The sequence below is a fragment of the Paraburkholderia phenazinium genome (assembly GCF_900141745.1).
In the GTDB taxonomy this organism is placed as follows: Bacteria; Pseudomonadota; Gammaproteobacteria; order Burkholderiales; family Burkholderiaceae; genus Paraburkholderia; species Paraburkholderia phenazinium_B.
This window is the reverse complement of the sequence record NZ_FSRM01000002.1, coordinates 2,395,759-2,408,732: the sequence shown is the minus strand read 5'-3', so window position 1 is coordinate 2,408,732 and position 12,974 is coordinate 2,395,759. Positions and strand designations below refer to the sequence as shown.

The 12,974-nt window shown below is 60.4% G+C and carries 10 protein-coding genes; 5 read left to right on the top strand and 5 right to left on the bottom strand.

What is annotated here, in order from left to right; all coding sequences use genetic code 11:
* Positions 1–1,326, top strand: a complete 1,326-nt coding sequence (locus BUS06_RS30690) for a type II toxin-antitoxin system HipA family toxin (RefSeq protein ID WP_074268088.1) — start codon at positions 1–3, stop codon at positions 1,324–1,326.
* A gap of 2 nt (positions 1,327–1,328) precedes the next feature.
* On the opposite strand, the gene BUS06_RS30685 is transcribed toward BUS06_RS30690, so the two are convergent.
* Together BUS06_RS30685 and BUS06_RS30680 are read right to left on the bottom strand one after the other, a co-directional pair.
* The gene (locus tag BUS06_RS30685; RefSeq protein ID WP_074268087.1) at positions 1,329–2,522 is read right to left on the bottom strand and encodes an MFS transporter; all 1,194 of its coding nucleotides are present in this window, start codon (positions 2,520–2,522) and stop codon (positions 1,329–1,331) included.
* A 160-nt stretch (positions 2,523–2,682) separates the two neighbouring features.
* The gene (locus BUS06_RS30680; protein WP_074268086.1) at positions 2,683–3,204 is read right to left on the bottom strand and encodes a dihydrofolate reductase family protein; all 522 of its coding nucleotides are present in this window, start codon (positions 3,202–3,204) and stop codon (positions 2,683–2,685) included.
* 500 nt (positions 3,205–3,704) lie between these two features.
* Here BUS06_RS30680 and BUS06_RS30675 point away from each other — a divergent pair, with 500 nt between their 5' ends.
* From BUS06_RS30675 to BUS06_RS30665, 3 genes are all read left to right on the top strand, one after another.
* Positions 3,705–5,192, top strand: coding sequence for a GGDEF domain-containing protein (locus BUS06_RS30675; RefSeq protein WP_074268085.1), 1,488 nt, complete (start codon positions 3,705–3,707; stop codon positions 5,190–5,192).
* Positions 5,193–5,278: 86 nt separating this feature from the next.
* The gene (locus BUS06_RS30670; RefSeq protein ID WP_074268084.1) at positions 5,279–6,481 is read left to right on the top strand and encodes a sensor domain-containing phosphodiesterase; all 1,203 of its coding nucleotides are present in this window, start codon (positions 5,279–5,281) and stop codon (positions 6,479–6,481) included.
* A gap of 112 nt (positions 6,482–6,593) precedes the next feature.
* Positions 6,594–7,220: a LysE family translocator gene (locus BUS06_RS30665; protein WP_074268083.1), complete on the top strand. Its 627-nt coding sequence runs from the start codon at positions 6,594–6,596 to the stop codon at positions 7,218–7,220.
* A gap of 76 nt (positions 7,221–7,296) precedes the next feature.
* Here BUS06_RS30665 and BUS06_RS30660 read toward each other — a convergent pair whose 3' ends face one another.
* Positions 7,297–8,454: a porin gene (locus tag BUS06_RS30660; protein ID WP_074268082.1), complete on the bottom strand. Its 1,158-nt coding sequence runs from the start codon at positions 8,452–8,454 to the stop codon at positions 7,297–7,299.
* A gap of 458 nt (positions 8,455–8,912) precedes the next feature.
* Here BUS06_RS30660 and BUS06_RS30655 point away from each other — a divergent pair, with 458 nt between their 5' ends.
* Positions 8,913–9,287, top strand: a complete 375-nt coding sequence (locus tag BUS06_RS30655; protein WP_074268081.1) for a hypothetical protein — start codon at positions 8,913–8,915, stop codon at positions 9,285–9,287.
* A 45-nt stretch (positions 9,288–9,332) separates the two neighbouring features.
* On the opposite strand, the gene BUS06_RS30650 is transcribed toward BUS06_RS30655, so the two are convergent.
* Both BUS06_RS30650 and pdxA read right to left on the bottom strand, forming a co-directional pair.
* On the bottom strand, positions 9,333–11,687 hold the full coding sequence (locus tag BUS06_RS30650) for an LPS-assembly protein LptD (RefSeq protein ID WP_429288594.1): 2,355 nt from the start codon (positions 11,685–11,687) through the stop codon (positions 9,333–9,335).
* A 259-nt stretch (positions 11,688–11,946) separates the two neighbouring features.
* On the bottom strand, positions 11,947–12,948 hold the full coding sequence (pdxA, locus tag BUS06_RS30645; protein WP_074269388.1) for a 4-hydroxythreonine-4-phosphate dehydrogenase PdxA: 1,002 nt from the start codon (positions 12,946–12,948) through the stop codon (positions 11,947–11,949).
* Between the last annotated feature and the right edge of the window lie 26 nt (positions 12,949–12,974).

Genomic DNA, 12,974 nt, shown 5'->3' with positions numbered 1-12,974 from the left:
ATGCCGCGCGGCACGCAACCGAACCGGTTGAACCTGTGGATGAACGGGTTGCCAGTTGGCTATTGGGAGACAACCCGCAGCGGCGAGCGTCTCGCGTATCGGGACGACTGGATCGACCATCCGCAGGGTCGCCCGCTTTCGCTGTCGCTTCCGTTTACGCCGGGAAATCAGGCCTATCGGGGCGAAGTCGTCGCCGACTATTTCGACAATCTGCTCCCCGATAGCGAACCCATTCGCCGCCGTATCGCCCGGCGTTATCAGACCGGCGGCACCGCACCATTCCAGCTTCTCGCCACGCTCGGCCGTGACTGCGTTGGAGCCATCCAGATGCTGCCGCCAGACGAAGAGCCCGTCGGGCTCCAGAGCATCAGGGGGCGCCCACTCAACGACGCCGAGATCGCCCGCTTTCTACGCGACACAACCTCGGCACCTCAACTGGGTCAGCACGAACCCGTGGACGATCTGCGCCTGTCGATTGCCGGCGCGCAGGAAAAAACCGCACTTCTCTGGCACAACGGTCAATGGCTGCTACCCGAGGACAGCACGCCGACAACGCATATTTTCAAGCTGCCGCTGGGGCTCGTCGGCAACATGCGCGCCGACATGCGGACCTCCGTGGAAAACGAGTGGCTCTGCGCGAAAATCGTCGCGGCCTATGGGTTGCCGGTCGCTCAATGTGAAATCGCCACGTTCGAGGAACAGAAGGTCCTCATCGTCGAACGCTTCGACCGCAGACCATCAACGGACGCACGCTGGATCTTGCGCTTACCCCAGGAGGATATGTGTCAGGCAACCGGCACGCCCGCGCTTCGCAAGTACCAGGCGGACGGCGGGCCGGGTATAGAGGAAATCATGGAAGTGCTCGCCGGTTCCGAGCGCTCGATGCAAGACCGGCGCAACTTCTTCACGACGCAGGTCCTGTTCTGGCTGCTCGCCGCCACCGACGGCCACGCCAAGAACTTCAGCATCGCGCACCTGCCGGGCAACCGTTACGAGTCCACACCTCTCTACGACGTCCTCTCGGCCCACCCGATCATCGGCCGCGGCGCGAATCACATTGCCGCACAGCGGGTGAGACTGGCGATGGCCGTGCGCAGCAAGAACGTCCACTATCTGATCAACCAGATCCAGCGCCGCCAGTGGATCGCTCAGGGGCAACGCGTCGGATTTTCGCCGGCAGAGGTCGAGGAGATGCTCGGCGAGCTCGCAGCGCGAACGCCTGGCGTGATCGACGAGGTAGCCGCCCTGCTACCCCGGGATTTCCCGCTGGACCTTGCCGAGGCGGTTTTCAATGGCATGCGGCGGCTGGGCAAAAAGCTGGGCTAGCGCTAACCTGGCGACAGCTTGCGCAACCGGCTACGATCCAACGTCACCGAAGCGAACCAGAGAGCGAGGCCGCATAGGGCGAGCAGACTGCCCACCCATCCCGGCGAAGTCCATCCGTACCCTGCCGCGATAGCGAGGCCGCCAAGAAACGGTCCGAGCGCGTTAGCCGTGTTGAATGCCGAGTGATTCAACGCGGCTGCGAGACCTTGAGCGTCTTCCGCGACGTCCATCAGGCGGGTCTGCAGCACCGTGCCGAGCGCGCCGCCCAGCCCGATCAGAAACACATCCAGCGTGAGCAGCCAGACATTGCCGGCAACCAGCGGGAATATCGCGAGCGCAAGCGCGCTCCACACCAGAATCCCACCGGCCGTGCGCATCAGGGCGCGATCGGCAAGAATCGGCACCAGCAGATTGCCTATCGTCAGCCCCACGCCGAAGATACTCAGCACGATCGGCACAACATGCGCCGAGACGCCAGTGACCTCACCCAGCACATCGGCCAGGTACGTGTACACCGCGAACATACCGCCAAAGCCGATCGCGCTGATGCCCAGCGTCAACCACACCTGCGTGTGCCTGAGCGCGCCGAGTTCACGCAGCGGACTCGATTCCGGATGCGCCGGCTCGTACGGCGCCAGCCGCCATACAAAGGTCATCGTCACGACGCCCATCAAGGCAACGAGGCCAAAACTCCAGCGCCAGCCAATCGCCTGGCCCAGCCAGTTCGCCATCGGCACACCAACGATGGTCGCGAGCGTCAGGCCGAGGAACATGCGCCCGAGCGCGGTTGTGCGGCGGTTTTCCGGCACCAGCGAGGTTGCGACAAGCGCCGCGACGCCGAAATAGGCGCCATGGGGCAGCCCGCTCAGGAAGCGGAACACGAGCATCCAGTGGTAGTTCGGGGCCACCGCGCTCAGGCCGTTGCCGAGCGCAAAGATACCCATCAGCGAAATCAGCAGCGTGCGGCGCGGCAGCCGCGCTCCCAGCACCGCAAACACCGGCGCGCCAATGACCACGCCCAGTGCGTAGGCGCTGATCACGTGCCCTGCCGTGGGCGCATCGATCCCCAGACCGCGAGAGAAGAACGGCAACAGGCTCATCGTCGCGAACTCGGTCGTGCCGATCGCAAATCCCCCCATGGCAAGCGCGAAGATAACCCACCCTGGATGGAGTTTTTTGTTGCCGGTATTGCTCATTACCTGTCCTTAAATCGACCGCGTCGCTTCGAGGCTCACATATAGGGAAAGAGCATCGAAAGCGGACCGCGCCGCATGCTGCCGCGCACAATTCGGCCTGCACTTTAGCGCATTCCGGGAAATAGCGCTGAACGCTCAAAAAGCGTTGCGAGGCGCGGCATCAAACGCCCAGCCGATACTCGCTTTTGACGAGCCCGCTCGCGTACTGATGTGTCGCGATATGCGTGAGAGCAATGTCACGCAGCAGCTCGCCAAACAGGGGGATTCCTGTTCCGATAAGAACGGGCACGCGCGTGACAGTCAGATGCTGTATGAGACCCGCGCGCAGAAACGCCTGAATCGTGATCCCGCCATCCACGTAAATATGCTGGACACCACGACGCTCGAGCAGAGACACCACGTCCGCCGGCGATCCTTCGATATGCTCGACGAGCGCGCCGGCGGGCGCTTTCGCCAACGGGCGAGTACTTAGGACGAATACCGGCTTGCGGGCATAGGGCCACGTATCGAAACCCAGTACCGTTTCGTATGTATTGCGGCCAATGACGAGCGCATCCACCGTCGCCATGAATTCATCGTAGCCGTGGGGCTCGCCGCCGCCCTCGGGAAGAAAATCAAGCGAGCCATCGACCCTGGCGATGAAGCCATCAAGACTGGTTCCGACAAAGACGGAAGCTTTCATGGCAGAGCCCTCGATGTGCAGTGCGTCATCGCGAAGTCTGCGCTGCCAGTTTTACGCGAAGCTTACGCAAACAGTGGGCCACGATGTCATCGACAGTTATGCAAATTATTATTGGTCAGACAATTCTCGCGATAAAATCGCGAGCGAAATACAGGCGGGGGACGCTGTATGCCTGCAACTCATTCAAACAATATCGACCCACATCCGCAGATGAGTGGAAGCCCGACACGTGCTCCAATCCCATCGAACCGCGTGACCAGCAAGAGGCGCAAACGTTTGGCGAGCCCCTGCTGGACACCCCCACGCGATCGCATAGATCAACTGAATAATCGCGCTCAAGTTTTCTTCACGTGTGCCGTAAGTTTGCCTATGCGGAATGCGGCGATTGTGCAGGGTAGAACCGCATCGAGCCGCGTCCGCCTGCCTGGGGACTTTCGCCTGCTTTCCTCAGCCCCTGAGGTTCAACCTTGCGCCGCCCGTCGCCGTTACTGAAAGTTCTCTTGCCGCTCGCGTGTGCATTCGTCTGTCTGCACGCGCTGGTGCTGCTCGTCTTTCGCTCCCAGGGGGCGGTTCTGACCTACCCCTTTCTGCTGCTCTGCCCAACGCTCGTGATCGCGGCCTGCGGCTGGCGCGTGGCCACGGTCGAGCGCCAATCCCGTTCGGCGTGGATTCTGCTCGCCGCCGGCATGTTCCTCTGGTTGTGCGGCATGCTGCTCAGCGCCTGGGAAGACATCTTCCAGCACATTCCGGTCAGCGTCGCCTACTTTTCGGATGTCTGCTTCTTCCTCTTCGACGTGCCGATCCTGCTGGCGATTTCATCCGTCTCGACAGAACAGTCGATTCCCTTCTTCGTCTGGCTGGACGGATTCCAGGCACTGCTGACCGGTTACCTGACCTACGTCACCATCTTTTCCGTGACGCCGCTGTCCGGCGCCCAGTTGCAGCCTGTTTCGATCTCGGTGCTGCTTTTGACCTACAAGGCCGAGAATGTCATTCTCATCGTGGCATCCACGTTGCGTCTGGTCGCTCAGCCGCGCGGACACGAACGGCGCTTTTACGAAGTCCTCTGCGCCTTTCTCTGGATCTATGGCGTCATGGCGTGGATCTATAACGACCTGGCCGTGTCGACCGACACGCACAATCTGATCGACCTGATGGCCGATCTGCCGTTTCTGTTTCTGGCTGTGGTGGCCGTGATACCCACCTCGCCGCGATTTCAGCGGGTACAGCCCGCGCAGAGAAAGCGGCTTGCGCTGTTCATCGAAAACGTCAGCCCCATTTTCTATACCGTCGCGCTGCTGGCGCTCAGCATGTCCGTGATACGCCGGCATTTCTACGAAGGCATGGTCGGGGTGTTCACTGCGCTGGTTGTCTACGGCATCCGCATGACGACCTTGCAAGGCCGTCATTTACGGGTGCAACACGAGTTGCACGAGGCCCGCGACCGGCTCGAAGCGATGGCGTTAACCGATGGCCTCACCAATGCGGCCAATCGCCGCCATTTCGATCAGACGCTCATCGTCGAATGGAACCGCGCGGTCCGCAATCAGGAGCCGCTTGCGTTGCTCCTCGTGGATATCGACTACTTCAAGAGACTCAACGACCGCTACGGTCATCCGGCCGGCGACCGATGCCTCATTTCGATCGCGGCCGCCCTGCAATCGATGTTGCCGCGCGGCGGCGACCTGCTCGCACGCTATGGCGGCGAAGAGTTCGCTGCTATCCTTCCGTCGACCGATGAAGACGGCGCACGCCTCGTGGCGAAAAGGATGCAGGAAGCGGTCCGCTCGCTTAATATTCACAACGAGACGCCGACGGGTGAGCTCGTCACGGTCAGCATAGGCATTACCGTATTCGAATCGTCGTACGCCGAAGCCGCCGAGATCGTCGAGGCGGCCGACCAGGCGCTGTATCGCGCGAAAGAAAGTGGCCGCAACCGGGTCGAGGCAATGCCACAACGCGAGTACTTACGAGAAAGGATTGGTTAGATTGGACATAGTGTGCTTGTCATGCTGGCGCGGTACAGGCGGCTGATGCCACCGCAAATCGAATTCACCATGGGTACCGCTATACGATGAGCGAAGCGTATTCTTATCTTCTACCCAGCGTAAACAGCGCGTTTCAGCCCATTGTGTCTCTTGCCCATCTGACGCCCCTGGGATATGAGGCGTTGCTGCGTTCATCGATTAACGGCAGGCCCTGTTCACCGATCGAAGCGTTTCGCCGCGCAGCGCTCGTCGATCGCACCGGCGAATTCGAACGCGAATGCGTGCGTTGTCACACGGGTCAGTTCGCACGCCGTGCCGACCACGAAAGCGTTCTGTTCATCAATGTACAGCCTGAAGTACTGATTCATCCGGTTCACGGACCGGGCCTCATTGCGGACATCCTCGGCTGCGGCATCCCTTCCTCACGCCTCGCGATCGAAGTGCTCGAAACCCCGCTGCCAAGAAGTCAAACGCTCGTCGATGTGGCCAACCAGTTACGGCAACATGGCCTGCTCATCGCGCTCGACGATTTTGGCGCCGGCGAAACCAACCTGAGCCGGGTCTGGGATCTGCGTCCTGATGTGGTCAAGCTCGATCGCGAACTGATCAGACAGGCGGCGATGAGCCATCGCAATGCACGCAGTCTGCGGCGGCTGGTTGGCCTCTTGCATGAAATTGGCACCCTCGTTGCCATCGAAGGCGTGGAAACGGAAACGGAAGCGCTGTTGTGCCTCGATTGCGATGCCGACTTCGCACAAGGCTACTACTTCGGCAGGCCTGCGCCGTTGCCCGAGAACGGCGAATTGGTCGTGACCGGCACCGAACACCTGCTAGAAGACTTTCACAGTACCGAGCGGATCAAGCCGATTGCCGACCTGGTGGCGTTGCAGCCCTACCGGGAGGCGTTCCGGGATGTCACGCACGCCTTCTGCATGGGCGAAAGTTTCGCCGATATCGCGCCGCGCTTCCTCGCCCTTCCGCTGTCGATTCGCATGTTCCTGCTGGATCAACACGGCGCACAGATCGACAGACAGGTGGAATCGACCGATCACCCGATGCGCAAGCAATCTCGCTTCCCCATGCTCGGAAGAAGCAAGGGTGCCAACTGGTCGAAACGGCCATACTTCAGAGACGCGGTGAGTCATCCAGGCGAGGCCGTCGTCAGCGAGCCTTATGTCACCTCGGGATCGATGAATCTTTGCGTGACGCTCGCTGCATGTGTCGAAAGCGGCGGGGTCAGGTACGTCGTTTGCGGCGACGTCCTCTTCGAGGAACTGGGAAGCTATTGAGGCGCTGCCGGACCTCGCATTCCGCGCTTCGTCAACGCAACGGTTCGACATTGCGCTCCAGATCGCCGACAATCGCACATAATCTGGGTCCACCTCTGCTCGCGTCAATCCAATGCTTTCAACTTCAAGTGCCGCATTGCTGGCTTTAGGCAGCGCTATCGTGCTGGTCGTGCCTGGCCCAACCAACACCTTGCTCGCCACTGCGGGGCTGCGACGGGGTATGAGGCGCTCGGCACATCTGACGGGCGGCGAATTCGCCGGCTACCTTGTGTCGATTTCGGCGTGGGGACTTTTTCTTTCACATGCGGCAACGTCGCTCACCTGGCTGCCTACGCTGTTGCGGCTCGCGAGCAGCCTGTATCTTGCGTACCTCTCGGTTCGCATGTGGCAGACGGCGAACTCCTTTTCTTCGTCGACACACGCGACAATCGGCCTGCGTACCCTGTTCGTCGCCACGTTGCTCAATCCGAAAGCCATCCTGTTTGCCGGCACCATCTTTCCGGCGGCGGTGTTCCAGAGCCTCGGCGCCTATCTTGAAGCCATGGCGATCTTCACTGCCCTGCTCGTCCCCATCGGCCTGCTATGGATCACTTTCGGCGCGGGACTCGGCAGCGGCCGCCTGAAGCGGGTTAATCCTGTGCACGTACAACGTTGCGCGTCGATCATTCTGGCTGCGTTCTCTCTGTCACTCGCGTGGGCAGCGTTGCATCAGGTGGTGCGGTTTTCAGGTTCAGCGTAAGCATGAAGCCGGTCACCTGAACTCGCGCAGGCGACCGGCTTTTCGCATCCCCCAGTATGGATGCCCGACTGACCCGTTAGAACTTGTGACGGATGCCGATACTGATCAAGTCCTGCGAACTGGTTCCTGCCACACCATACGAACCGATCGAAGCCTCGGCGCTGCTCACAGTGCCGTCGCTGTTCAACTGCTCGCCGCTGGCGTGTTGCCATGCGCCGACCAGATACACGTCGGTGCGCTTCGAGATGTTGTAGTCCGCGCCCAGCGAAATCTGGTTATACGTCGCGCCCGTATCGCCGCTCGCCCTCGTGTAGCTGTAACCGAGGCCTAGCAGCAGCGCCGGCGTTGCCTGGTAGTTCAGGAAGGCTTGCCCCGTGTTGAACTTTTCCGTCACGAGGAACGCCGACTGTGCATCCGCCTTATACATCGAGTTGCTGTAGCTCAGACCGAACGTGTAGGGGCCTGCAACATACTGCGCGGCGACGCGTGCGATGTTGATCGACTTCGCCGTGTCATAACCGGTGTTGACGGGACCATCGAACGTGCCATCCGATGTCGAGGACCAGCCCGTTCGCGTCGCGGCGGTCGTGTCTGCATTGTCCGCTACGAAGTAACCGGCCGAGAGCGCAAGCGGGCCGTTGTTGTACGCCGCAGCCACCGACCACGTCTGCCCCGACCCGGTCGCGCCTGCCGTGCCGCCCAGTGCGTAAAGCCCTTCCACCTGCAGACCGCCGAACACCGGCGACACATACTTCAGCGAATTGTTGGTGCGCGAACTGTTGTCGTAATTGTCTACGTCGCCTGCGGTCGCAAACGCGCTGCCGAAGTAGTTATCGGCCGTTATACCCTGCACCAGGTCCACGAGAGGATCGTACTGACGCCCAGCGGTAAACGTGCCGTAACTGTCGCTCTGCAGACCGACATAGGCCTGGCGGCCGAATTCCGACGTGGTCCCGTTATAGGTGCCCATCTTGCCGTTGTTCAGGTTAAAGCCGTCTTCCAGCTGGAAGATCGCCTTCAGTCCGCCGCCCAGATCTTCCGAGCCCTTAAGACCCCAGCGATCGCCCGACAGGTTGCCGGAATAGAGCCCGACCGCATTGCCGCCGGTCGACGTAGCGTTATGTGTGTACTGGACCGATTCGTCGAGGATCCCGTACAGCGTGATGCTGCTTTGAGCGTAAGCGACCTTGGCGGCGCCCATCAGCAACGCCATTGTCACAACGGACTTTTTCATCTGTGGTTCTCCGAGGATAAACTTGAATAACGCTGTGCACGCTGCGATCGGATCGGTGGGAACCTCCCGATTTTTTCGGCACACGCGAGCCTGTGCGTTTCGATATCCGGCCTGCTGGCTATGCAGCGTCTGCCGGACGTCGCTATTAGCTCACAGCGCTTTGCGCGAATCGTTGGCAACGAACCACAGCGGGCTTTCGCTTTCTTTCGTGATCCGAAGTTTGTAATCCGGGACGTATCAGAAGGCATAAAGTCGACCGGTTTCAGGTTCGCTTCGCATCATCGGACAACGAACCTGTAAGCGAGTAATGACGTGGAACATACCCGTAACCAGAGCGGAATCTGCGATTGCTAGCATGAAGACCTTGGCTTCCGGGAAGCGACGTTGCATCGCTTTCCGCAAGCCAGCTAATGCTTTGCCGGCACCAGCAACATGCTTTACGTATCTGGAGGTGTTCTATGTACCAACGTATGTCTTTCGAACCCGTGCAAGTATCCGGAACCGCTGCACTCCGCTTTGTCATCGGAGACAACGCAGCACTGCTGAATGCTCACGAAATTGACGACCTCATTGCGCAACTCGGCGAGATCCGCAGGCAGATGCCCCCGGCCCCTCCACCTCAACCTCTGCGTACCGTGATGTATTCGCTTGAAGTCGACCCGTGCTGGTACGTCGACAAAGGCCCTCTTGTTGACGGCGCAGTCCTTCTGCTAAGGCATACGGGCTTCGGTTGGCTTTGCTTTTCCCTGCCACCGCCGAGCCTCTCCAGACTGGAGAAGGCATTGAGCGTCCAGCTTCCCATGACGGTTGCAATGAGCGCGACCGCCAATTGAGCTTCCGTTCGAGGTGAAGCGCCCGGGCACCCCTCCACGCCACCCCTACTGGTAATCGCTGAAGCGCGAATCCGCAGGCACCGTGGATGGCAGCGCCGTATAGCCCGGGACGCTCGACTGAAACTGCTGGAGCAGGCCGTTGTCGATCCTCGAAAATCCCTTGAGCTGCAGTTGCAGCAACACCCGTGTGCCGCTGGTGGGCTCCCCCGTCGTGTCATCCTCTTCGCTGTACTTCTGTACCGCCAGACTTAACGACCAGCACTGCGCGTCATACTGAACGCCAAGCAAACCGGCAATCAGATGATGTGACAGCATGTCGTAATTGAAGCGGCCCACGGTAGAGAGATTGCGAGTCAACGGCCATTGAGCCGACAGGATCACCTGATTTTCCGGTTCATCGTCGATGGTCGTGTTATCGCGAATGTAGCGATACCCGAAATTCACGACTTCACGGTCCGCAGGCTTCCATGTAAAACCTACGGTCGCGGCGTCGATGCGGTTATACCGTTCGTCGTATTCCATCGACTGCTCTGCCGAGACATCACGCCCCACCTTGAACGAAGTCCCCATCGCCAAGGAAGCGCCACGCAGATCGGTTTCCGGTTCATCCTCCACCAATGTCACCTCGGGATTGGTGAAATAGTATTCCTGCGCGATGGTGAAGCGCGCCCGCTCGTCACCCGTCGAAGGGTCGATAAAGCGTGTCGTCAAACCGCTCGTCAGGCGATTCAGATCGGCCACACGATCGCCGCCCACAAAAGTGTTGCTGGTGAAAATCTCCGTAAGACCAAAGTCCGCCTGGGCGGTATCGAAGATCGGCGCGAATGTCTGATTACGATACGGTGTGTAGACGTAATAGAGCCGCGGCTCCAGGGTCTGGATGTAGCTCGTGCCGAACAGATTGACGCTGCGCTCGAAGACCATTCCGGAATCGAGCGTGAGGGTGGGTACGTTGTAACTAAAGGTCTTGGGTTGACCGGTCGGCGCGGAACTGCTGATCGACGTCAGATCGTACGCCGCAAAATGCCATTGCAGCTTCGGTGTAAAAAACCAGCCCGGATGCACGATCGGGTAGCTGACGTACGGGTTGAACACAAGGCGGCTGCCTTCCGTGGCGCCCGCAGTGTCGATGGTGAAGCGCGTCGCGTCGGCCTCCGCGCCGAAATCGAAGCCGGCAACATTGTATTTCGCGTACTTGACGTCGACTTCCGGTTCGCGGTTGTACGACGGACTGGTCGTAAACGATTGCCAGTGCTGATCGCGGAACAGCATCGACCACGGTCCGTCGTTATAGGTCAAACCCGCTTCCTGCTGGAACTCCGTGGTGGCCGCAAGCGGAACTGCACTGCCTTCAGCGAGGTCGGTGGTCACGTTCGAATCCGACACACGGTTGTAATTCACGTACGCTCCAAAACCGTTTCCAAGATTCTGGTTGTGGATGAAGGTGATCGCGTAACGGTTGGTTTTGGTGATCGCATCGTCCGGCAGAAACGAAGCGCTCAGGCTTCCCGAGTAGTCAGGCGAAAGATAGCGAAAGTCCTCGGACAGCATGCCGCCACGCTTCGAGAGAAAGCGCGGCGTCAGGGTCAAATCGTAGTTCGGTGCCAGGTTGAAATAATATGGAAGCTCGATATCCTCACCGTTCGTCGAACTCACGGAGAAGGTAGGCGGAAGCACGCCGCTGCGGCGATCGCCGTTGAGCGGAAACGACAACCACGGACTGGCGAAGATGGGCACGCCCTCGAAAAAAATCACGCCGTTTCGTGCTACGCCTACGTTCGTCCCGTTGTCGATATCGAAGCGCGAGGCTTTGACGTACCAGGCGGGATCGTCCACGCACTGGCAGCCGGTATAAGTACCCTGGTGAATCACGGAGCGGTCGTTGTCGACAATGTCGATACGCGCGGCGCTGCCGGAACCGTTCGTCAGGTTGAAGTGATATTTCGGTGCAGTCATGTAACCCTCCGACGCATCGATCCTCAGATGCGCCTCGGGGCCGACGAACACGTCGCCATTCCTTACGACATGTACGTTGCCGTATGCATCGGCCACGTCCGTGTCCTCGTCGTAATAGATGGCATCGCCCTTCACGACGGTGGCGTTCACGCGTATTTCGCCATGGCCCTTTAGCGCGATGCCGGTGGCCGACACGCCGTAGACCATATCGCCAAGACCGAATTCGACCGCTGCCTGGCCGAGCCGCAGCAGATGCTCTTCGAGTTGCGGCGCAAAGCGCAGGCCCCATGGGCCGTCGAGCGATTGAGGTTGCGCGGCCGCACCGCTCAACTGGGCGTGCGCTTGAGACCAGGTAAGACTGGCTACCGCCGCGGCGATGGCCGCAAGGCGCGGCGCACGCACCACCCAGACGATCGACGCGCGTCGCAGACACTTTCGCAGCAACCGCGCCGCCCTGCCGGGCCGGATACGCGGCCGGTAGATCAACTTCCTGCTATCAGACAATGATTCTGGCTTCGCTCAAGGGTTTATCCGTCGCATACGCGCGGGCCCCCTCGCGGGCCTAAAAATCCGTGGGGGCGCGACGCTCTGCGTAGACAATCACGGTAGCGCGCACCGCCCTTTCGCAGGTTACCGGTTCGATACAGATCCTTATCTGCGCTACAGCACGCGATTGAGCCGACCGTTCATCCTGCCTGTCATCTCAGGCGCGCCGGGTAGCCAGTTCAGCGCCCTGACGCAATGCTTCGAGCATGCTGCGTTCGTCTGCGATGCCTTTACCGGCAATATCGAACGCGGTGCCGTGATCGACCGAAGTACGGATCACATCGAGGCCAACCGTCACGTTGACGCCCGCCTCGAGGCCCAGCACCTTCACCGGGCCGTGACCCTGGTCGTGGTACATCGCGACCACCAGATCGAAGTCGCCGCGGCCGGCGCGGTAAAACAGCGTGTCCGCGGGCAGCGGTCCTTCGATGTCCCAGCCGCGCTCGCGCAGAAGCTGCACCGCGGGCACAATCTTTTCTTCTTCCTCGCCGTAGCCGAACAGGCCGTTCTCACCCGCGTGCGGATTGATGCCGCACACGGCAATGCGCGGATTGGCGATACCCGCCTTGACGAGCGTGGCATGACCCCGCTCGATCGTGCGCTGTACGAGGCCCGGTTCGATCTTGCGAATTGCGTCGATGATGCCGATATGCGTCGTCACGTGAATCACACGCAATTGCGGCGCGACGAGCATCATCGACACTTCGTCGATGCCGGTGAGGTGCGCGAGCATCTCCGTGTGCCCGGGATACTTGTGGCCACCCGCATGCAAGGCTTCCTTGTTCAGCGGCGCCGTGCAGATCGCGTCGATCTCACCGCTTTTGGCCAGCTCGACGGCGCGCGCAATGTAGCGATAGGCGGCGTCGCCGGCAACGGCAGACAACGTGCCAAATGGCAGGCCCGCGGGAATCAGGCCGAGGTCAATGCAGTTGATGATGCCGGGCTCATAGCGCGCCTCCGAGGCCTTCTCGATGCGTCGTACGCTTGCCGTGCCGCCGACAATCCGGTTGGCCTCTTCGAGACGCCCAGCGTCGCCGATCACGAGCGGGCGGCACTGCCGGTAGAGCGATTCGTGCGTCAAGCTCTTGACCACGACTTCGGGGCCCACGCCGGCTGCATCGCCCATCGTGATGCCGATGACTGGAAGGTAGTTGCTAATCATGTTCTGCCTGAGTTTCAGTGAGT